Origin of the sequence: Streptomyces sp. DH37 (genome assembly GCF_029813835.1) — a bacterium.
In the GTDB taxonomy this organism is placed as follows: Bacteria; Actinomycetota; Actinomycetes; order Streptomycetales; family Streptomycetaceae; genus Streptomyces.
Map to the genome: position 1 here is coordinate 60,178 of NZ_JARVKV010000023.1, position 20,581 is coordinate 80,758.

The 20,581-nt window shown below is 74.1% G+C and carries 19 protein-coding genes; 3 read left to right on the forward strand and 16 right to left on the reverse strand.

All coding sequences use genetic code 11. From position 1 onward, the window contains the following. Positions 1-12: 12 nt before the first annotated feature. The 8 genes from QC029_RS14270 to QC029_RS14305 all read right to left on the reverse strand — a co-directional run bounded on the left by QC029_RS14270 (position 13) and on the right by QC029_RS14305 (position 9,709). Positions 13-1,182 carry an aldose epimerase family protein gene (locus tag QC029_RS14270; protein ID WP_279556004.1) on the reverse strand — a complete coding sequence of 390 codons (1,170 nt, stop codon included), beginning with the start codon at positions 1,180-1,182 and terminating at the stop codon, positions 13-15. Further along, the gene (gene mmsB, locus QC029_RS14275) at positions 1,179-2,429 is read right to left on the reverse strand and encodes a multiple monosaccharide ABC transporter permease (RefSeq protein WP_279556005.1); all 1,251 of its coding nucleotides are present in this window, start codon (positions 2,427-2,429) and stop codon (positions 1,179-1,181) included. Before mmsB ends, QC029_RS14270 begins: the two co-directional genes overlap by 4 nt. Then, positions 2,426-3,991 (reverse strand): multiple monosaccharide ABC transporter ATP-binding protein, encoded by a 1,566-nt coding sequence (mmsA, locus tag QC029_RS14280; RefSeq protein WP_279556006.1) that lies wholly within the window; start codon positions 3,989-3,991, stop codon positions 2,426-2,428. The genes mmsB and mmsA overlap by 4 nt, the downstream gene beginning before the upstream one ends. Positions 3,992-4,018: 27 nt before the next feature. After that, entirely contained in the window at positions 4,019-5,146 is a 1,128-nt protein-coding gene (chvE, locus tag QC029_RS14285; protein WP_279556007.1) for a multiple monosaccharide ABC transporter substrate-binding protein, read from the reverse strand. Between the two features lie 5 nt (positions 5,147-5,151). After that, positions 5,152-6,192: a hypothetical protein gene (locus QC029_RS14290; protein ID WP_279556008.1), complete on the reverse strand. Its 1,041-nt coding sequence runs from the start codon at positions 6,190-6,192 to the stop codon at positions 5,152-5,154. Positions 6,193-6,284: 92 nt separating this feature from the next. Further along, a complete protein-coding gene (locus QC029_RS14295; RefSeq protein ID WP_279556009.1) occupies positions 6,285-7,337 on the reverse strand; it encodes a zinc-binding dehydrogenase in 1,053 nt (350 codons plus the stop codon). 148 nt (positions 7,338-7,485) lie between these two features. After that, positions 7,486-8,646 carry a mandelate racemase/muconate lactonizing enzyme family protein gene (locus QC029_RS14300; protein ID WP_279556010.1) on the reverse strand — a complete coding sequence of 387 codons (1,161 nt, stop codon included), beginning with the start codon at positions 8,644-8,646 and terminating at the stop codon, positions 7,486-7,488. Between the two features lie 112 nt (positions 8,647-8,758). After that, a complete protein-coding gene (locus QC029_RS14305) occupies positions 8,759-9,709 on the reverse strand; it encodes an SGNH/GDSL hydrolase family protein (RefSeq protein WP_279556011.1) in 951 nt (316 codons plus the stop codon). Between the two features lie 341 nt (positions 9,710-10,050). Here QC029_RS14305 and QC029_RS14310 point away from each other — a divergent pair, with 341 nt between their 5' ends. Both QC029_RS14310 and QC029_RS14315 read left to right on the forward strand, forming a co-directional pair. After that, the gene (locus QC029_RS14310; RefSeq protein WP_279556012.1) at positions 10,051-10,545 is read left to right on the forward strand and encodes a DUF3145 domain-containing protein; all 495 of its coding nucleotides are present in this window, start codon (positions 10,051-10,053) and stop codon (positions 10,543-10,545) included. Positions 10,546-10,656: 111 nt separating this feature from the next. Next, positions 10,657-11,544, forward strand: coding sequence for an NAD(P)-dependent oxidoreductase (locus QC029_RS14315; RefSeq protein ID WP_279556013.1), 888 nt, complete (start codon positions 10,657-10,659; stop codon positions 11,542-11,544). Between the two features lie 156 nt (positions 11,545-11,700). Here QC029_RS14315 and fabF read toward each other — a convergent pair whose 3' ends face one another. The 7 genes from fabF to QC029_RS14350 form a co-directional block, all read right to left on the reverse strand. Further along, positions 11,701-12,963, reverse strand: a complete 1,263-nt coding sequence (fabF, locus tag QC029_RS14320) for a beta-ketoacyl-ACP synthase II (protein ID WP_279556014.1) — start codon at positions 12,961-12,963, stop codon at positions 11,701-11,703. Between the two features lie 87 nt (positions 12,964-13,050). After that, entirely contained in the window at positions 13,051-13,299 is a 249-nt protein-coding gene (locus QC029_RS14325) for an acyl carrier protein (protein WP_093654688.1), read from the reverse strand. Positions 13,300-13,356: 57 nt separating this feature from the next. Next, positions 13,357-14,361 carry a ketoacyl-ACP synthase III gene (locus QC029_RS14330; protein WP_279556015.1) on the reverse strand — a complete coding sequence of 335 codons (1,005 nt, stop codon included), beginning with the start codon at positions 14,359-14,361 and terminating at the stop codon, positions 13,357-13,359. 13 nt (positions 14,362-14,374) lie between these two features. Further along, positions 14,375-15,334, reverse strand: coding sequence for an ACP S-malonyltransferase (locus tag QC029_RS14335; protein WP_279556028.1), 960 nt, complete (start codon positions 15,332-15,334; stop codon positions 14,375-14,377). Between the two features lie 100 nt (positions 15,335-15,434). Continuing rightward, positions 15,435-16,637: a CdaR family transcriptional regulator gene (locus QC029_RS14340; RefSeq protein WP_279556016.1), complete on the reverse strand. Its 1,203-nt coding sequence runs from the start codon at positions 16,635-16,637 to the stop codon at positions 15,435-15,437. 145 nt (positions 16,638-16,782) lie between these two features. Further along, positions 16,783-17,763, reverse strand: coding sequence for an aldo/keto reductase (locus QC029_RS14345; RefSeq protein WP_279556017.1), 981 nt, complete (start codon positions 17,761-17,763; stop codon positions 16,783-16,785). A 177-nt stretch (positions 17,764-17,940) separates the two neighbouring features. Beyond that, a complete protein-coding gene (locus QC029_RS14350) occupies positions 17,941-19,191 on the reverse strand; it encodes an MFS transporter (RefSeq protein ID WP_279556018.1) in 1,251 nt (416 codons plus the stop codon). 72 nt (positions 19,192-19,263) lie between these two features. Between QC029_RS14350 and QC029_RS14355 the strand changes: the two genes are divergently transcribed. After that, entirely contained in the window at positions 19,264-19,833 is a 570-nt protein-coding gene (locus QC029_RS14355) for a CGNR zinc finger domain-containing protein (protein WP_279556019.1), read from the forward strand. 82 nt (positions 19,834-19,915) lie between these two features. Here the strand turns inward: QC029_RS14355 and QC029_RS14360 are convergent, their stop codons facing one another. Then, entirely contained in the window at positions 19,916-20,497 is a 582-nt protein-coding gene (locus tag QC029_RS14360; RefSeq protein WP_279556020.1) for a DUF6817 domain-containing protein, read from the reverse strand. Between the last annotated feature and the right edge of the window lie 84 nt (positions 20,498-20,581).

A 20,581-nucleotide genomic window follows, 5' to 3' on the forward strand; every position in this document is an offset into this window, starting at 1 on the left:
TACCGCCCCCGCCTACTCCGCGGAGAAGGAGTGCACGGTGGTGGACCGGTAGGTGCGGCCCGGGCGCAGCACGGTGGTCGGGAACGACGGCTGGTTGGGGGAGTCGGGGAAGTGCTGGGTCTCCAGGCAGAACCCGTCGCCCTGCCGGTAGACCCGCCCCGAGGTGCCCTCCAGGGTGCCGTCGAGGAAGTTGCCGCTGTAGAACTGCACGCCCGGCTCGGTGGTGGCGATCCGCATCACCCGGCCCGAGACCGGCTCGGAGACGGTGGCGAAGTGCTCGGGCCCGGCCGTGATGCCCTTGTCCAGCACCAGGTTGTGGTCGTACCCCTGCCCGTGCAGGATCTGCCGGTGCGCCCGGCGGATGTCCGTCCCGATCGGCTTGGCCCGGCGGAAGTCGAACGGCGTGCCCGCGACCCGCTCCAGCTCCCCGGTGGGGATCAGCGTCTCGCCGACCGGCGTGTACCGGGAGGCGGCGATCTCCAGCTCGTGGTCCAGGACGCTGCCGCTGCCCTCGCCGGCGAGGTTGAAGTACGTGTGGTTGGTGAGGTTGACGACGGTGGGACGGTCGGTGGTGGCCTCGTAGTCGATCCGGAAGTCACCGCGCCGGTCCAGCGCGTACTCCACCCGGACCACCAGCGTCCCGGGGAAGCCCATCTCGCCGTCCTCGCTGGTCCGCGTCAGCACCAGCCCGGTCTCGCCGCGCCGGGTGAACGGCTCCACCGCCCACATCCGCTTGTCGAAGCCCCGGTCGCCGCCGTGCAGGGTGTTGCCGCCGTCGTTGCGCGGCAGCTCGTACGTCCTGCCGTCGAGGGTGAAGCGGCCCTGCGCGATGCGGTTGCCGTAGCGGCCGATCAGCGCGCCGAAGTAGGGCGAGCGCGCCTCGTAGGAGGCCGGGTCGGAGAAGCCGAGCGAGATGTTGGCGAGCCGGCCGTGCCGGTCGGGCACCTCCAGCGACTGCACGATGCCCCCGTAGGACAGCACCCGCAACCGGGTCCCGCCGTTGGCCAGCGTCCAGACGTCCACCGCCGTGCCGTCCGCCAGCTCGCCGAAACGGGCGCGGCGCGGCGCGGACGGGCCGCCGTGCCCGGCGTGCGCGGACCCCGCGCCCGGTCCCACGGCCGCCGCCGCTGCCAGCCCGGCCGTCGCGGCCGCGCCGATCACACTGCGTCTGCTGGTGCTCACGAGCCCACCTTCCTCTTGTTCCAGACGTCGAATCCCACCGCGGCCAGCAGGACCAGGCCCTTGATGACCTGCTGGTAGTCGGTGCCGATGCCCACCAGGGACATGCCGTTGTTGAGCACGCCGAGCACCAGGCCGCCGATGACGGCACCGAGCACGGTACCCACACCGCCGCTCATCGAGGCTCCGCCGATGAACGCCGCGGCGATCGCCTCCAGCTCGAAGTTGATGCCCGCCTGCGGGGTGCCCGCGTTGAGCCGGGCGGCGTACACGCAGCCCGCCAGCGCCGCCAGCACGCCCATGTTGACGAAGACCAGGAACGTGACGCGCCGGTCCTTCACGCCCGACAGCTTGGCCGCGGCCCGGTTGCCGCCGAGGGCGTACACGTGCCGGCCGACGACGGCGTTGCGCATCACGAAACCCAGCCCGATCAGGATGCCGCACATGACCAGCAGCACCACCGGGACGCCCCGGTAGCTGGCCAGCGTCAGGGTGAACGCCAGCACCGCCGCCACGATCGCCACGCACTTGAGGACGAACAGGTTCAGCGGCAGCACCTCCAGCTCGTACGCCTGCTGCCGCCGCCGGTCGCGCCACTCCTGGAGCAGGACGAACGCCACCACGACCACGCCGATCAGCACGGTCAGGTCGTGGTAGTTCGCCAGCGGGCCCCCCTCGGGCAGGAAGCCCTGGCTGAGGTCCTGGAAGCCGCGGGGGAAGGGCGCCAGGGACTGGCCCTCCAGCAGGATCTGGGTGCCGCCGCGGAACAGCAGCATCCCCGCCAGCGTCACGATGAACGACGGGATGCCCACATAGGCGATCCAGAAGCCCTGCCAGGCGCCGGCCACCGCGCCGATCAGCAGCGAGCAGGCCAGCGCCAGCGGCCAGGACATGTCGTGGTGGACCATCAGCACGGCCGCCGCGGCCCCGACGAAGGCGGCCAGCGAGCCGACGGACAGGTCGATGTGGCCCGCGATGATGACGATCATCATGCCCATGGCCAGGATCAGGATGTAGCTGTTCTGCTGGACGATGTTGGACACGTTGACGGGCTTGAGCAGGTTGCCGTCGGTCCAGATCTGGAACAGCACGACGATCAGCGCCAGCGCGACGAGCATCCCGTACTGCCGCATGTTCGCGCGCACGGTGCGCACCAGCAGCGCCCCGGCGCCACCGCCCCGGGCCTCCTTCGCCGGCCCGCCCGGGGAGCCCTTCGGGGCCTTCGGCGCAGCGGTCTCTTCGGTCCTCATCGGGTGCCTCGGCTTCCGTCCCGCGTCATGTGACGCATCAGCACTTCCTGGCTCGCGTCCTCGCGCGCCACCTCGCCGGTCAGCCGTCCGGCCGCCATGGTGTAGATCCGGTCGCACATCCCCAGCAGCTCCGGCAGCTCCGAGGAGATCAGCAGCACCGCCTTGCCCTGGGCGGCGAGCCGGTCGACGGCGGCGTAGATCTCGTACTTCGCCCCGACGTCGATGCCGCGCGTCGGCTCGTCGAGGATCAGCACCTCCGGATCGGCGTGCACCCACTTGCCGAGCACGACCTTCTGCTGGTTGCCGCCGCTGAGCCGGCCGACCTGCTCGAAGACGCTGGGGGTCTTGATGTTCATCGAGCCGCGGTAGCCCTCGGCCACCCGCCGCTCCCGGTGCTCGTCCACCACCCCGGCGCGGGCCAGCTTCGGCAGCGAGGCCAGGGAGATGTTGCGGCTGACGGTGTCGATCAGGTTCAGCCCGTAGGTCTTGCGGTCCTCGGTGACGTACGCGAGGCCGTGCGCGACCGCCCGCGGCACGGTGCGGGTGTCGGCCTCCCGGCCGTCGATCCGCACCGTGCCGCCCGCGTACAGGCCGTAGGAGCGCCCGAAGACGCTCATCGCCAGCTCGGTGCGGCCCGCGCCCATCAGCCCGGCGATGCCGGCGATCTCGCCGCGCCGCACCGTCAGCGACACGTCGTCCACCACCTTGCGCTGGTGGTCGATGGGGTGGCGGACCGTCCAGCCGGAGACCTCCAGCGCGACCCGCCCGGCGTCCGGGCCCTCGTAGCGGGTGCGCGGCGGGAAGCGGTGGTCCAGGTCGCGGCCGACCATGCCGCGGATGATCCGGTCCTCCGAGACGGCCGGCTCGGCCTCCGGGGACGCGCGGACGGCGAGCGTCTCGACCGTCCGCCCGTCGCGCAGGACGGTGACGGTGTCGGCCACCCGGCGGACCTCGCCCAGCTTGTGGGAGATGAGGATGGAGGCGATGCCCTGGGAGCGCAGTTCCAGGATGAGGTCCAGGAGCTTGGCGCTGTCCTCGTCGTTGAGCGCGGCGGTCGGCTCGTCCAGGATCAGCAGCCGCACCCTCTTCGCCAGCGCCTTGGCGATCTCCACGAGCTGCTGCTTGCCCACGCCGATGTCGGCGACCCGGGTCTGCGGGTTCTCGCGCAGCCCGACCCGCCGCATCAGCTCCGCGGCGCGGCGGACGGTCTCGTTCCAGCGGACGACGCCGCGGGAGGCGTGCTCGTTGCCCAGGAAGATGTTCTCGGCGATGGAGAGGTAGGGCACCAGCGCCAGTTCCTGGTGGATGATGACGATGCCGCGCCGCTCGCTGGCCCGGATGTCGCGGAACGCGCACGGCTCGCCCTCGAAGAGGATCTCCCCCTCGTAGCTGCCGTGCGGATGGACGCCGCTGAGGACCTTCATCAGCGTCGACTTGCCCGCCCCGTTCTCCCCGCAGACCGCGTGGATCTCGCCGGGGCGGACGGTGAGGTTGACCCCGGACAGCGCTCTGACCCCGGGGAAGGTCTTGGTGATCGAGCGCATTTCCAGAACGCTGCTCATGGCTGTTCCTCGGTGGTTTCCGGCGGGCTACGTGAGCTGGTCGGCGGTGTAGTAGCCCTCGTCCACGAGCAGTCGGGTGTTGGACTTGTCGATGCTGACCGGCTCCAGCAGGTAGGCCGGGACGGTCTTGACGCCGTTGTCGTAGGACTCGGTGTCGTTGACCTCGGGCTTCTCGCCCTTCAGCACGGCGTCGGTCATCCGGACGGCCTGCTGGGCGAGCTTGCGGGTGTCCTTGAAGACGGTCTGGGTCTGCTGGCCGGCGATGATCGACTTGATGGAGGCCAGCTCGGCGTCCTGGCCCGTGACGACGGGGTAGGGCTTGGCCCCCGTGCCGTAACCGGCGCTCTTGAGGGCCGAGATGACGCCGATGGAGATGCCGTCGTACGGGGAGAGGACCGCGTCCACGCGCTCGCTGCCGTAGTAGCGGCTGAGCAGGTCGTCCATGCGCTTCTGGGCGGTGCCGCCGTCCCAGCGCAGGGTGGTGACCTGGTTCATCCTCGTCTGGCCGCTGCGCACGACGAGCCGCTTGTCGTCGATGTACGGCTTCAGGACGCTCATCGCGCCCTCGAAGAAGAAGCCGGTGTTGTTGTCGTCGGGCGACCCGGCGAACAGCTCCAGGTTGGACTTCCCGTCCGCGCTCCCGCCGTCCCCCTCCAGCTTCAGGGCGTCGACGATGTACCGCGCCTGGAGTTCGCCGACCTTGAAGTTGTCGAAGGTGGCGTAGTAGTCGACGTTCTCCGTGCCGCGGATGAGGCGGTCGTAGGCGATGACGGGGATCCCGGCGTCCGCGGCGCGGCCGAGCACGTTGGTGAGCGAGGAGCCGTCGATGGCGGCGACCACCAGGGCCCTGTGCCCCTTGGAGATCATGTTCTCGATCTGCGCGACCTGGTTCTCGACCTTGTCGTCGCCGTACTGCAGATCGGTCTCGTAGCCCTTGGCCTCGAACTGCTTCACCATGTTCTCGCCGTCGGCTATCCACCGCTCGGAGGACTTGGTGGGCATGGCGATGCCGATGGTGCCGCCCTCGGCGTCGCCGCCGTCCTCGCCACCGCCCCCGGAGTTCTGGCCGCAGGCGGTGAGGGAGAGGGCGAGGGCGGCGCAGGCGCCGACGGCGGCTCTGGCGGTGCGGGCACGGGTGCGGGTGCGGTCGCGCATGGCGGTCAGTTCCCTTCGGGGGCGGCTGGGGCGGCGAGGGCGGCTGGGGTGGCGGGGACGGCTGGGACGGCGTCGGACTCGTCGGGGAAGCGGTTCAGGGGGCCGGGCAGCCGGGAGCCGAGCGGGGACATCCCGGTGTCGGCGCCGAGGCGGGCCAGCAGGTCCAGGGCGAGCCGTCCGCGGCGGACCCGCTCGCGGGCGGTGTCGAGGGTCGCGTCGCGCAGGTGCGCGCCGTAGGGGTAGATGGCGGGGGCCTTGCTGAGGCCGAACTTGAGGTAGATCGGCGCGCCGCGCCGGATCAGCTCGGCGGCGTCGTACATCCGCACGTACCCGCCGAGGTCGTCGGGGGCCTCCAGGTAGAAGTCCATCGGGGCGCGGCTGACCCGGCGGATCTCGGTCAGGTGCTCCAGGGTCAGGTCGGAGGGCACGTTGATCGAGTCGGCGCCCAGCCGCTCGAAGACGGCGTACGAGGCCGGGTTCACCGGACCGATCAGCGCCGAGACCTTGAAGGTGGTGTCGGCCGGCAGCAGGCCGCGCGTCCGCATCCGGTGCAGCACGCGCAGCACGCCCTCGTCGGCCACCAGCAGGCAGCGCACGCCGAGTCCGGTGGCGCGCACGGCGTCCTCGACGCACCCGGCGAGCGCGTCGTGGCCGCGGGCGCGCAGCCCCGCGCCGCCGGAGGGGGTGCGGGTCCCGGCGCCGGTGTCCCAGGTGCCGCGCGGCCCGGTGAACAGGCACAGCTCGACGTCCTTCTCGGCGCAGGCGCCGGCCATCTCGGCGATCTCGGCGTCGGTCAGCATCCACACGCCGCTGCCCTGGCTGATCCGGTGGACGGGGACGTCGAGGGCCTCGGCCTCCTTCAGCACGGTGGCCAGGGCCTCCGGGCCCTCGACGGAGGGGACCTCGGTGCGCCAGGTGCCGCCGTCGGGGAAGGCGTGCGGGGAGGTGCCGGAGGGGTCCGGGCCGGGACAGGGATGGCCGAGGGAGGCGAGGGCGGCCTCGCCGGGGCGGCGGGGGCCGGAAGGTGTGGTGGACGCGTCGGTCACGATGCTCCCTGGTTCGGTATCTCGTACAGCGTTCGCGGTTGAAGGTGTGGATCGGGGCGGGAGGAGCGGACGGGGGCCGGCCGGGCGGGCGGTCAGGGCCGCAGCAGGACCTTGCCGACCTCCGGGTCGCCGCCGACCAGTGCGACGGCCCCGGCGAAGTCCTCCAGCGGCAACTCGTGGGTGATCAGGGGCGCGGGCGCGAGCAGTCCCGCGCCGAAGGCCCGTACCGCATGGGCCCAGGCGGCGGGCGGGGCGCCGAAGACGGACCGGACGGTGAGCTGGCTGACGGACAGGTGGACGGGGTCGATGCCCAGCGCGCCCGGTCCGGGCAGTCCGGTCAGGACCACCCGGCCGCCGCGCCGGGCCAGCAGGCAGGAGTCGTGCGCGGTGGTGGGCGCGCCGGCGGTCTCCACCACCAGGTCGTAGCGGCCTCGCAGCTTCCCCGCGTCCGGCGGGGCGCACACCCCGGTGGCGCCCATGGACAGCGCCTGCTCGGCGCGCCGGACGCGGGGGTCGACGACCAGCAGCTCGGCGGGGGAGACGGCGGCCAGCAGCTGGACGGCGAGCAGGCCGAGCGTGCCCGCCCCGACCACGGCGACCCGCTCCCCGGACCGCGGCCCGCCCGCCAGCACCGCCGCCGCGACCACGGCGGCGGGCTCCAGCAGCGCGGCCGACCGCAGATCGGCGCCGTCGTCGAGGACGTGCAGCAGCCGGGCGGGCAGGACGAGGACGTCGGCGAAGGCGCCGGGCCGGGTGAAGCCGGTCTCGTCGTAGCCGCCGGAGCACAGGCTGGTGGCGCCCTCGCGGCAGCGGTCGCAGACCAGGCAGGCGCGGAACCCCTCGCCCACCACCTTCCGCCCCACCAGGGCGGGGTCGGCCCCGGGGCCGACCGCCTCCACCGTGCCGGACCACTCGTGGCCGGGCACGACGGGGTAGCGGACGTAGCCCTCGGCGCGCGTGCCCGCGTACACCTCGCGGTCGCTGGCGCACACCCCCGCCGCGTACACGGCCACCCGCGCCTCGCCGGGCCCGGGCTCGGCGAGGGGCACTTCGGCCAGCCGGTGGCTGCCGGGCCGCTCCACGACGACGGCGCGTCCGGCGCGGCGGGCGCCGTCCGGCGCCGGGGTGTGTGCCGGTGCGTTCACCACTGTCTCCTCCCCGCGCCGCACGGACCGCCGGCGCCCACTGCGCCCGCCGCCGGGCGGGCGACCACCCCCCTCGGTGGATTCTGCGCCGGACGCCCGGATGTGTCACCACCGCCGCCCGCTTCCGGGCGGCGGCGCCCGCCGTCCGTCACGACCGCGCCCCGCGCGGGTCCCGCTTCTCCCAGCCCTCGGCCCACAGGTCGAAACGGGCCTGCTGCTGGGGGAACTCCGCCGCCGCGTCGGTGTCCAGCTCCACCCCCAGACCGGGGGCGTCGGGGAGGGCGAAGTAGCCGTCCACGACCTCCGGGGCGCCCTTCACCACCTTCTTGATCTCGGCGTCCGCGAAGTCGTTGAAGTGCTCCAGGATCTTGAAGTTCGGTGTGCAGCCCGCCAGTTGGAGGGAGGCGGCGGTGAGCACCGAGCCGCCGACGTTGTGCGGCGCGACCAGCATGTAGTGGGTCTCGGCGGTGGCGGCCAGCTTGCGGGTCTCCAGGATGCCGCCGAGGTGGCCCAGATCCGGCTGGATGATGTCGACGGCCTGCGACTCGAACAGCTCGCGGAACTCGATCCGGTCGTGGATGCGCTCGCCGGTGGCGATGGGCAGGTCCACCTTCTCCGCGACCTTGGCCAGCGCCTTGAGGTTCTCCGGCGGCACCGGCTCCTCCAGCCAGCTCGGCCTGAACGGCTCGACCTCGCGGGCGACGCGGACCGCCGTGGACGGGCTGAAGCGGCCGTGCATCTCCAGCAGCAGCTCGCACTCCGGCCCGATCGCGTCCCGCACCGCCTCCACCAGGGAGACCGAGCGCAGCGTCTCGGCGTGGTCCAGCTCGAAGTGGCCGGTGCCGAACGGGTCGAGCTTGAGGGCCCGGTAGCCGCGCTCCACGACCCTCAGGGCCGCCTTGTGGAACGCCTCCGGCGTGCGCTCGACGGTGTACCAGCCGTTGGCGTACGCCTTGACCCTCTCGGTGACCCTCCCGCCCAGCAGCTGCCACACGGGCACGCCCAGCGCCTTGCCCTTGATGTCCCAGCAGGCCATCTCCACGCAGGCGATGCCGGACATCACGATCTCCCCGGCCCGCCCGTAGTCGCCGTACTTCATGCGCCGCACGAGGTCCTCGACGGCGAAGGGGTCGGAGCCGGCGATGTGGTTGACCTCGGCCTCGCGCAGGTAGCCGAGCAGCGCGTCGGTGTGACCGAGCATCCGGGTCTCGCCGACGCCGGTGAGTCCCTCGTCGGTGTGCACCTGGACGTAGGTCAGGTTGCGCCACGGAGTACCGACGACATGCGTGCTGATTCCGGTGATGCGCACAGCGGTTGCCCCTCTACGTCGTTCGATATTTCGTCACACGTTCGAAATGCTGGCGTGAATGTAGTGACGCGGATCGACCGGCGTCAATGGGGCGGGCGCGGATTCCCGCCGCTCAGGCGGGCGGGCGCTCGGCCGTGATCTGCCGGTGGGCGATCTCGGCGAGCCTGCGCTGGCCCTCCGGGCCGGGGTGGAACCAGTCCCAGGCGCTCAGTTCGCGCGCGGTGAAGCGGTAGCCGTGCACCGCCCCGTCGTCGTGCCGGCAGTGCGCGTCGCGCTCGCAGACCTCCCGCAGCGCGGCGTTGTACGCCCGCACCCGCGCGGCGACCTTCGCGCGGCGCTCGGTCGCCGCGGCGTCCGAGGCCTCGGCGCCGCCCAGCATCGACGGGCAGATGCCGAGCTTCCACACCTGCGCGGCCACCGGGTGGGAGCGTCCCAGGGACCACAGCCGCTCCAGGTCCGGCACGCCCGCCACGTACACCCGGGTCTCCGGCGAGGTCCGGCGCAGGGTGCGCAGCGCCTCGGCGAAGTCGGCGCGGAACTCGGCCACCGGCGTCATCCGCCCCACCGCCGGCCGGCAGGCGTCGTTCGCGCCGATCAGCACCGTCACCAGCTCCGGCCGGTGCGTCGCCGCCCTCCGGGCCTGGGCGGGCAGCTCGGCCATCAGGGCGCCGGAGCGCGCGAGGTTCCAGGTCGCGCCGGCCGGGATGCCCAGCCGGCGCGCCAGGCTGTCCACCTCCGGGGAGGTGCCGGTGGCCCAGGACGACTCCGGGCAGTCCTCCAGCAGCGAGCAGGCGTCGAAGGCGCGGGTGATGGAGTCGCCCAGCGCCGCCAGCGAGCCGGGGGCCGTGTCCCAGGAGGGGGAGGGCGTGGGGGTGGGGGAGGGGCGGGCGTCGGGTGACGCGCCCCGGGGACGCGGCGCGTCACCACCGCCGGGGCCGCCGCACGACACGGCGAACAGGATGACGGCCACGGTGGCGGCGGCCACGGCGTACGCGGCGCGCAGCAGCCCCCGGTGGCGGGTGCGCCCGGCCGGCGGACGGCCGGACGGCGCGTTCTCTCGCACGTGTGCTCCCCCCGTTCCTTCCTGGTTCCCGGTGGGGTGATGGTTCGGACGGGTGGGTTGACCGCCTCGGCCGACGGTACGTCACCCCTTGTGTGCCGCGGCACGGTAGCTTTTGCCATGACGGTCCGAAAATGGCCGCCGGACACGTTTGACAGATTACATCGCGTCACTTGATGTCCCTTTTAGGGAGAATCAGCACGGATAGTGTTTACTGTTCGTAACTTCGGGAGCCGGAGGACACGTGGCCGATGGGACAGGATGTCGACGGTGACCCGGCGCAAGGCCGACAGGGATTCGAGGCCGCCACGGAAGGTCGCACTCGAACCACACAGGAGGTCCCGGTGACGACACGTGGAGTTCTGTACGTGCACTCCGCGCCCCGCGCACTGTGCCCGCACGTCGAATGGGCCGTCGCGGGAGTGCTCGGCGCCCGCGTCAGCCTCGACTGGATCAAGCAGCCCGCGTCGCCGGGCACCTGGCGCGCGGAACTGTCCTGGCAGGGCGAGCCCGGCACCGCCTCCAAGCTCGCCTCCGCGCTGCGCGGCTGGCGCCTGCTCCGCTTCGAGGTGACCTCCGAGCCCTGCCCCACCGCCGAGGGCGAGCGCTACAGCTCCACCCCCGAGCTGGGCATCTTCCACGCGGTGACCGGCATGCACGGCGACATCCTCATCCCCGAGGACCGGCTGCGCGCCGCCCTGGCCCGCGCCGCGCGCGGCGAGACCGAGCTGGAGACCGAGATCGCCAAGCTCCTGGGCAAGCCCTGGGACGACGAGCTGGAACCCTTCCGCTACGCGGGCGAGGGCGCGCCGGTGCGCTGGCTGCACCAGGTCGTCTGAGACCCGTCCGGCACGCCGGCGTCCCCCTACGGCCCCACAGCCCCACAGCCCTACGGCCCCGCGGCCCCGTCACCGGGCTCCGGGCCCGCTCCAGGCCGTACGGTCCCCGGTATGACGCATCGGACGACAACCGTGGCGGTCCTCGGCACCGGCATCATGGGCGCGGCGATGGCCCGCAGCCTCCTGCGCGCCGGGCTGGACGTCGCCGCCTGGAACCGCACCCCCTCCCGGGCCGAACCGCTGGCCGCCGACGGCGCCCGCACCGCCGCCTCCGCCGCCGAGGCCGCCGACGTGGTGGTCACCATGGTCCACGACGCCTCCGCCGTCCTCGACGCCGTGCGGGCCGCCGCACCCGGACTGCGCCCCGGCGCCGTCTGGCTCCAGACCACCACCGTCGGCCCCGGCGACCTGCCCCGGCTGACCGCATCCGCCCGCGAGCACGGGCTCGTGTACGTCGACGCCCCCGTCCTGGGCACCCGCGGGCCCGCCGAGAACGGGGAGCTGACGGTGCTGGCCGCCGGGCCGCGCGACGTGCGGGACCGCCTCGCCCCGGTGCTGGAGGCCGTCGGCGCCCGCACCTCCTGGGTGGGCGAGGAACCGGGCGCGGCGACGCGGCTGAAGCTGGTCTGCAACTCCTGGGTCCTCACCGTCACCCACGGCGTCGCCGAGGCGCTCGCCCTCGCGAAGGGGCTGGACGTCGATCCGCAGGACTTCCTGGACGCGGTCGCCGGCGGCCCGCTCGACATGGGCTACCTGCGGGCCAAGGCCGCCCTCCTGCGTTCCGGCGAGCTGACCCCCGGCTTCGCCGTCCGCACCGCCGAGAAGGACGCCCGGCTGATCGTCGCGGCGGGCGAGGCGGCCGGGGTGCGCCTGGACGTGGCGGCGGCGGGCGCCGAGCGCCTCCGGCGCGCCGCCGGGCAGGGCCACGGCGACGAGGACATGGCCGCCTCGTACCACGCGAGTTTCGACGGCCCGGACGGTAGCTCCCCCGGGGCCTGATGCGGGACCGCCGCCCGCCCCCGGCGTCCCCGGCGTCCCTCCGGAAAAGGCCGGGGCCCGCCGGATCGTGTCCGGCGGGCCCCGGGGGGAACGCGCGCCCGCGGCCGTGCCCGCCGGGTGGGTGCGCGTCAGGTGATGCGCGTCAGACGGTGCGCGTCAGACGGTGCGGAAGGCCACGACGACGTTGTGGCCGCCGAAGCCGAAGGAGTTGTTGAGCGCCACCAGCGGGCCCTCGCCCAGCGAGCGCGGCCCGCCGGTCACGATGTCGGCGTCGATGTCCTCGTCGAGGTCGTCGACGTTGATGGTCGGGGGAGCCGTGCGGTGGTGCAGCGCGAGCACCGTCGCCACCGTCTCGATGCCGCCCGCGCCGCCCAGCAGGTGGCCGGTCATGGACTTGGTGGCGGAGACGGCGACGTGGTCCAGGTCGGAGCCCAGCACCTTGCGCAGCGCCTTGATCTCGGCGACGTCGCCCAGCGGGGTGGAGGTGGCGTGCGCGTTGATGTGCGCGATCTCCGAGGGCCTGAGGCCGGTGGACTCCAGCAGGCCCTGGAGGGCGTCGGAGATGCCCCGGCCGGTCGGCTCGGGCTGCGCGATGTGGTGGTTGTCCGCGGACAGGCCCTGGCCCAGCACCTCGCAGTAGACCTTCGCGCCGCGCCGGGCCGCGTGCTCGGCCGACTCCAGCACCACGACGCCCGCGCCCTCGCCGAGCACGAAGCCGTCGCGGGCCCTGTCGTAGGGACGCGAGACCTTCTCCGGGTCCCCCTCGTTCTTCGACAGCGCCATCATGTTGGCGAACGCCGCGATGGGCAGCGGGTGGATGGCCGCCTCCGTGCCGCCCGCGACGACCACGTCGGCGCGCCCGGTGCGGATCATCTCGACGGCGTAGCCCACCGCCTCGGCGCCCGAGGCGCAGGCGCTGACCGGAGTGTGCACGCCCGCCTGGGCGCCCACCTCCAGGCCGACGTTGGCCGCGGGGCTGTTGGGCATCAGCATCGGCACGGTGTGCGGGGAGACGCGGCGTACGCCCTTCTCCTTCAGCACGTCGTACTGGTCGAGCAGGGTGGTGACGCCGCCGATGCCGGAGGCGACGACGGTGCCGAGACGGCCCGGGTCCACCTGGCCGCTCTCCCCGGCCTTGCCCTCGTACCCGGCGTCCGCCCACGCCTCGCGGGCCGCGATCAGCGCGAACTGCGCCGAGCGGTCCAGCTTGCGGGCGAGCGGACGGGGCAGGACCTCGGACGGGTCGACCGCCACCTGCGCGGCGATCCTCACGGGCAGTTCGGCCGCCCACTCCCGCTCCAGGGCCCTGACCCCGGAGCGGCCGGCGAGCAGGCCCTCCCACGTCGATGCGCTGTCGCCACCCAGCGGTGTGGTTGCGCCGATACCGGTGACGACCACGGTGTGGTGGGTCGCGTTCACAGGAATTTCTCCACTGGTAGGGGAAGTGCGGTCATCCGCCACCGCGGACCGGGTGGCGACAAACGCGTCAACGGGCGTCGGACCGGATCAGTCCTGGTGGTTGAGGATGTAGTCCACGGCGTCGCCGACGGTCTTGAGGTTCTTGACGTCGTCGTCCGGGATCTTGACGCCGAAGCGCTCCTCGGCGGCGACGACGACCTCGACCATGGACAGCGAGTCGACGTCCAGGTCGTCGGTGAAGGACTTCTCCAGCTGGACGTCCTCGGTCGGGATGCCGGCGATCTCGTTGACGATCTCGGCGAGACCCTCGACGATCTCTTCCTTGGTGGCGGCCATGATGGCGCTCCTTCGTGTTGTGTTGCGGTCTGGTGTGCTGCGGTGCGGATGAACCGACTAGGGGAGGGTAACGACCGTCGCCGCGTAGACGAGACCCGCCCCGAAGCCGATGACGAGGGCGGTGTCGCCGCTCTTCGCCTGCCCGGTCGCCAGCAGCCGCTCCATGGCGAGCGGAATCGAGGCGGCCGAGGTGTTGCCGGTGGTCTCCACATCGCGGGCGACCGTGACGTGCTCCGGCAGTTTGAGGGTCTTCACCATCGAGTCGATGATCCGCATGTTGGCCTGGTGCGGGATGAAGACGTCCAGGTCGTCGGAGGTGATGCCGGCGGCCTCCAGCGCCTGCTGGGCGACCTTGGCCATCTCGAAGACGGCCCAGCGGAAGACCGTCTGGCCCTCCTGGCGGAGCGCCGGGAACTTCTCGACCCGGCCGTCGCGGTAGTCGTCCCACGGCACGGTCTGCGAGATGACGTCCGCCTTGTCGCCCTCCGAGCCCCACACCGTGGGGCCGATGGCGGGCTCCTGGGACGGGCCGACGATGACCGCCCCGGCGCCGTCGCCGAACAGGAAGGCGGTCGTACGGTCCGTCAGGTCCGTCAGGTCCGACAGCCGTTCGACGCCGACGACCAGCACGTACTCCGCGCTGCCCTCCACCACCAGGCCCTTGGCGATGGTCAGGCCGTAGCCGAAGCCCGCGCAGGCCGCGGAGATGTCGAAGGCGGCGGCCCTGCCGGTGCCGAGCCGGTGGGCGACCTCGGTGGCGATCGAGGGCGTCTGCTTGAAGTGGGAGACGGTCGAGATGACGACCGCGCCGATCTGCTCGGGGGCGATCCCGGCGTCCGCCACCGCCTTGCCCGCCGCGGCGAGGGTCATCTCGGCGACGGTCTCCTCCGGGCCGGCCCAGTGCCGGCTGGTGATGCCCGAGCGGGAGCGGATCCACTCGTCCGACGAGTCGATGTGCTTGAGGATCTCCTCGTTGGGCACCACGCGGGTCGGACGGTAGCCGCCGACACCGAGGATGCGCGCGTACGGTGCGCCCTGCGCGGGCCTGATCTTCGCGGTCATGCTCTCGGAGCTCCTATCGACTGCTGTCCGGCTGCCCGGCGGCCGTGGTGGAAGCGTGCTCGGCGATCAGCTCGCGGGCCGCGTCGAGGTGCTCGGGGGTCTTCAGGGCCAGCGTCCGCACGCCCGGCAGGGCGCGCCTGGCCAGTCCGGTGAGGGTGCCGCCGGGGCAGACCTCGATCAGCGCGGTGACCCCCATCTCCCGGAAGGTCTCCATGCACAGGTCCCAGCGGACGGGACCGGCGACCTGCCGCACCAGCCGCCGTACGACCTCGCCGCCGTCCGCGACCGCCCGGCCGTCCCGGTTGGAGACGTAGGGCACGCGCGGGTCCCCGGCCTCGACGCCCTCGACGGCCTCGGCCAGCGCGTCGACGGCCGGCGCCATGTGGTGGGTGTGGAAGGCGCCCGCGACGGACAGCGCCTTCACCATCCGGACCCCCTCGGGCTTCTCCTCGGCCAGGGCGGCGAGCTGCTCGAGGGTGCCGGCGGCGACGATCTGCCCGGCGCCGTTGACGTTGGCCGGGGTCAGGCCCAGCTTCTCCAGGTGCGCGGTCACCGCCTCCGGGTCCCCGCCGATGACGGCGGCCATGCCGGTCGGGGTGACGGCGGCGGCCTCGGCCATCGCCCGGCCGCGGATGCGCACCAGGGCCATCGCGGCCTCGGGGGTGAGGACTTCGCCGATCGCGGCGGCGGTCAGCTCGCCCACGCTGTGGCCCGCGACCGCGCCGAAGGAGTCCACGGGGACGCCGTCCAGCAGCGCCTGCGCGGAGACCAGTCCCGCGGCCACCAGCAGCGGCTGGGCCACGGCCGTGTCACGGATCCGCTCGGCGTCGGCCTCGGTGCCGTAGTGCACCAGGTCCAGGTCGATGGCGGCCGACCACTCACGCAGCCGGTCGGCGACGCCGGGGAGTTCGAGCCAGGGAGTCAGGAAGCCGGGCGTCTGGGCGCCCTGGCCGGGAGCGACGAGTACGAGCACTCTCACACTCTCTCTTGTCGACGGAGGTCCACGCCGGTGGGGACCAGCACGAAGAACGGTCAGGGGAATTGTGGGAGGGCGACAAAACCGTTGGGCATGACTATATCTGTCCGCCCCCGTCCGCCAGACGGCCCAGGATCAGCGCGACGCGCAGTGTGAACGCCGAACGGACGTCCGAGGGGGACCATCCGGTGACGTCCGTCACACGTCGCAGCCGGTAACGAACGGTGTTGGGGTGCACGAACAGCATCCGCGCGGCCCCCTCCAGACTGCTCGCCTGCTCCAGGTAGACGCTCAGGGTCTCCAGGAGAGCGGCCCCGGCCTCCTGGAGCGGTCTGTAGATCTCCTCCACCAACAGCGCGCGGGCGGTGGGGTCTCCGGCCATCGCGCGCTCGGGCAGGAGATCGTCCGCGAGCACCGGACGCGGCGCGTCCGGCCACGCGGCGCACGCCTTCAGGCCGGCGGCCGCGGCCCGCGCCGAACGCGTCGCCGACAGCAGGTCGCCCATCACGGGCCCGGCCACCACCGGACCCGGGGCGAACGGCCCGATCAGCGACTTGGCGACGTGCAGCGGATCGTCCGAGCCGCCCGCGACGACCACCAGGCGGCTGCCCAGCACCCCGGTGAGCACCTGGAGCTTGGCGTGCCGGGCGGCCCGCCGGATCGCCTCCACGGTCAACTCGCTGTCCCCGTCGGGCGCGGTGCCCAGTACGACGGCGACGTGCTCGGGGGAGTTCCAGCCCAGCGCGGCGGCACGGGAGACGGTCCCCTCGTCGGCCTCGCCGGAGAGCACGGCGTTGACCACCAGCGACTCCAGGCGCGCGTCCCACGCGCCGCGCGCCTCGGCGGCCTGCGCGTACACCTGGGCGGTGGCGAAGGCTATCTCGCGGGCGTAGACGAGCAGCGCCTCGCGCAGCACGTTCTCGTCGCCGGGCGCGGCCACCTCGTCGATCGCCGTCTCCACCACCTCGATGGTGGTGCGGACCATCTCCACGGTCTGCCGCAGCGTGATCGCCCGGGTCAGTTCGCGCGGCGCGGTGCCGAACACGTCCGTGCTGATCGCCTGCGGCGTCTCCGGATGCCGGAACCACTCGGTGAACGCCGCGATGCCCGCCTGCGCCACCAGCCCGATCCACGACCGGTTCTCCGGCGGCATCGCGCGGTACCACGGCAGTTGCTCCCCCATGCGCGTGATCGCGGCGGCGGCCAGCTTGCCGGAGGACTGCTCCAGCCGCCGCAGCGTCGCGGGGTGCGGGTGGGGACGCTGCTTGTCGGGTGCTGGTGTCTGAGTGGGTTCTGGCACGGGACAAGACTGCCCTATTGGTACGGCCGTATGGGTGGCGGGTGTCGGATCCGTACAAGGGGCCGCCGGGGGAGTGGCCGTGGAGGGGCCGTGGAGGGGAGGCGGCGGGGCCGCAGCGGGAGGCGGAGGGGAGGCGGCGGCGCCGTCAGGCCCAGGGGAGCCGGGACCGGCGGGCCCAGTACTCGCCCGGTTCCTCGGCGAGTTCGCCGAGCCGCGCGAGCACCTCCTCGTCCAGGCGTACGTCCGCCGCGCGCAGGTTGCCCGCGAGCTGCCCGGCGGTCGCCGCGCCGGACAGGACGGTGCCGGCCCACGGCTGGTGGAGGACCGCGGCCAGGGCGACGGCGTCGGGGGACGCGCCGGTTTCGCGGGCGACCGCCTCCAGGGCGGCGAGGGGGCGGGAACCGGGCTCCAGCAGGCGCCCGTTGGCCAGCCCCTCCTTGACGATGACCGTGCGGCCCGCCCCGTGCGCCTCGGCCAGGGCGGGCCCGGCGGAGGGCTCCAGGAGGTTCCAGGTGCTCTGCACGCTGCGGAAGAGGGGCCCGCCGTCCACGGTGACCTCCAGGGCGGCGCGGACGGCGTCCCCCTGGTCCGGCCCGCTGGTGCTCAGTCCCACGGTGACGCCCTCGGCGGCGAGGGCGGCCAGGCGCCGGTGCAGGACGGTGTCGGTGAGGGCGGTGCTGCCGGGGGTGACGGAGTGGATCTGGTACAGGTCCAGCCGGTCGCCGAGCAGGGCGCGGGTCTCGGCGAGCTGCCGGTCGTACGTGGCGACGCCGTGGTCCTTGACCTCGTGGACGGGGGCGTCGACGGACCAGCCGGCGGTGTAGGTGTAGCCCCACTTGCTGCCCACGGTCAGCCCCTCGCGCGGGTCGTCGCCCCGGCGCAGCCAGTCGGCGAGGAACTCCTCGGCGCGGCCGTAGGAGCGCGCGGTGTCGACGTGGCGGACGCCGAGGTCCCAGGCGAGGTCCAGCAGCTCGTGGGTGCGGCGGCGCATCTCCTCCACGGTCCGCCCGGCGGGCAGGTCGCGCCCGCGCCCGAGGTTGATGTAGCCGGGGCGGCCCACGGCGGCCAGCCCCAGTCCCATCCGCGCGGTCGGCGCGGGGTGCGGGCGGGCGGGGTCCACGGTCATGGTCGGCGGCCTTCCGGTGTGCGGCTGCGGGCCCGGCCAGGTTATGCGGCGGCCCTCCGGCTCCCGTCCGCGACCGGGCCGTACGGCGGCGAGACACGACGCGCGACCGTCCGGCAGGGGCACGTCCCCCGGCGTGCGGCCGGGGAACCGGCGCGCGGGCGGCGTCGGTTCGGGGCGTCAGTTCGGGGCGGCGGCCCGGTGGTCGCCGGCCGGGGCGCCGGATCCGGCCGACGGCTCCTCCGCCCGGCGCGGACGAGGCCGCAGGAGGCGGTGGAGCAGGGCGGCGGCGAGCTGGAGGGCCGCGATCCCCAGCAGCAGGACGTGCGGCGGGAGCCCGGCGGCGGCGCCGGCCAGGGCGGAGCCGCCGGAGGCCGCGGAGATCTTCAGCCCCGCCCCGATGGTGAAGACCTGCGCCCGCACCCCGGCCGGGGAGTGGTCGGCGCGGATGCGCAGCGTGGCGCTCAGCAGCGGCCCCTCGAAGATCCCCGCCGCGGCGAACAGCGCCGCCTGGGCGGCGAACGAGGGCGCGGCAGCGGCGGCGGCCAGGAGGAGGCCGGCGCCGGTCAGGCAGACGGGCACCAGGCGCTGGGCGGGGAAGGACCGCAGCCACCGGGCCGCCGCCAGGGAACCGGCCAGCGCCCCGAGCGCCAGCGCCGTCATCAGCACGCCCCCGGCGTCCGGGCGGCCCCGGCCGCCGGCGAGGAGCACCGCGGTGGTGGTCAGGCCGCCGACGCCGACGAAGGCCAGGGAGGTGGCGGCGGTGACCGCGCGCAGTTCCCGTACGCGCCACACCGCCGCCAGGCCGGCCCCGAGGTCGGCCCGCAGCGTCGTCGGGGCGGAGGCCGCCCGCCCGTCCCCGTCCGGCCGCGCGTGGGGGAGGACGGACGCCAGGGCGGCCGCTCCGGCCGCCGAGACGGCCAGCAGGACCACGGCCGGAGCGGGCGAGGCGAGCGCCGCGATCGCGCTCACCACGGCGGGGCCGGCCACCGACACGGCGTTGTACGTCGCCGCGTCCAGGGCGTACGCGCGGTCGCGGTCCGCCCCCTCAGGCACCAGGCGGGCCACCAGGCTGGACAGTCCGCCGGTGGCCACCGGCCCGCAGCTGCCGCCGAGCGCGGCGACGGCCAGCACCACGGGCAGGGGAGCGCGTCCGGTGACCGCCGCCAGCGCCGCGATGCCCGCCGCCAGGCCGCCCAGCGCGCACAGGTAGAAGAGGCGGGGGCTGCGGATCCGCTCGGCCAGCGCGCCCGTCAGCGGCGCGGCCAGCACGTGCGGCGCCGTCCAGGCGGTGAGCACGAAAGCGCCCTGGGCCACGCTGCCGGTGCGGTGCACCGCCAGCATCACCACGGCCACCGCCATGCCCTCCTCGGCGAGCCGCGCGAGGAAGGCGGTGGCCAGGTACGGCCTCAGCCCGGTGTGCGGACGCACGCGCACCTCCCGTATGTAACGCCATGTCGGAGAAAGACGTTACCCTGTGGGGGAGCGCTGAGGGAGGGCGACGTGGGCGAGAGAACGACCGGAGGCGGATTCCGGCCGGCCCGGCGGCTGGTCGACATCGCCAACGCCCTGCGCGCCGACCCGGAACTGCCCCGGGAGGAACTGGCCGGGCTGCTCGTCCGCCACGGGGAGAGGCCGGAGGACCTCACCGAGGAGGGGTTCTCGCCGGCCTGCGCGGCCGAACTGCGCGCCGCCGTCGCCCGCCTGGCTGCCGTCCTGGCCGAGACCGACACCGACCGGGCCGCCCACGCCCTCAACGGGATCCTCACCGAGTGCGGCGCCCGCCCCCGCCTGACCCGCCACGGCGGACGCCATCCCTGGCACCTCCACGTCGACCGGGGCGAGGACGCGGGCTGGGCCGACTGGTTCCTGGCGTCCGGCGCCCTGGCCCTGGCGCAGATCGTCACCGAGTACGGGCGCGCCGCCTGGGGCGAGTGCGCCGCCCCCGGCTGCTGCGCGTTCTACCTGGACACCGGGCCCGGCAGCGCCCGCCGCCACTGCTCGGCCACCTGCGCCTCCCGCGCCCGCGTCGCGGCCCACCGCCGCCGCAGGCGGGCCGCGTCGGGATCCTGACGGAGGGTCGGCCGCCGGGGCCCGCCGGGCCCCGGCGGCGCCTGCGTGGCCGTCCGCGCCGCGTCCCGTCGCCCACGGGGCGTCAGCCGTCCCCGCCGTCCGGTCGCGGTGCGGTGAGCGCCGACCGGCAGTCCCGCCAGGCCGGCTCGCTCAGCAGCGGGCGGATCCGGGCGAACAGGGAGAGCAGGGACGGCCCCCACTTCTCCCGGAAGGCGGGGTCGACGCGGACGACGTCCAGTTCGTTCGCGGCGGTCAGCTCGGCGAAGTCCCGCCGCAGTTCCGGGCTCGGCGTGTGGAGCCGGCCGGTGAACCGGTCGCGGAAGGCCGCTCCGGCGTCCGCGAGGACGGGATAGGAGGCGGCCCGGTCGCAGGCGGCGTAGAAGTACACGATGCCCTCCGCCTCGGCGCCGATCAGCTCCGCCAGCTCGCCGCGGCGGCCGTACGGCAGCAGGGCGCCGGCGAAGCCGTCGGTGCCGTAGAACGCGTGGCACAGGCCCGCCAGTTCGAGCGCGGGGCGGGCGCCCCACGCGGCCAGCAGCGCCCGTACGCGCTCCAGATGGGCGAGGAGGGTGCCGCCGGGGTGCGGGAGGTCCCCGGCGCCGAGATCGCGCAGGAGCGCGACGGCACGGGAGGCGGGATCGACCGGAGCGGACACGGAAGGCACCCCCCTCTCCTGCGGTTCCCTCGTGGAATCCCCTCGGATCCGGTGGGTCGGCACCCGTTCCGCGTTCCCGCCGCGATCCGGACC

What these genes read in the sequence shown, in the direction of transcription:
- mmsB (WP_279556005.1), bottom strand. Translation starts at nt 2,429, where the DNA reads ATGAGGACCGAAGAGACCGCTGCGCCGAAGGCCCCGAAGGGCTCCCCG.
- mmsA (WP_279556006.1), bottom strand. Translation starts at nt 3,991, where the DNA reads ATGAGCAGCGTTCTGGAAATGCGCTCGATCACCAAGACCTTCCCCGGG.
- chvE (WP_279556007.1), bottom strand. Translation starts at nt 5,146, where the DNA reads ATGCGCGACCGCACCCGCACCCGTGCCCGCACCGCCAGAGCCGCCGTC.
- QC029_RS14315 (WP_279556013.1), top strand. Translation starts at nt 10,657, where the DNA reads ATGACGCATCGGACGACAACCGTGGCGGTCCTCGGCACCGGCATCATG.
- QC029_RS14325 (WP_093654688.1), bottom strand. Translation starts at nt 13,299, where the DNA reads ATGGCCGCCACCAAGGAAGAGATCGTCGAGGGTCTCGCCGAGATCGTC.
- QC029_RS14330 (WP_279556015.1), bottom strand. Translation starts at nt 14,361, where the DNA reads ATGACCGCGAAGATCAGGCCCGCGCAGGGCGCACCGTACGCGCGCATC.
- QC029_RS14345 (WP_279556017.1), bottom strand. Translation starts at nt 17,763, where the DNA reads ATGACCGTGGACCCCGCCCGCCCGCACCCCGCGCCGACCGCGCGGATG.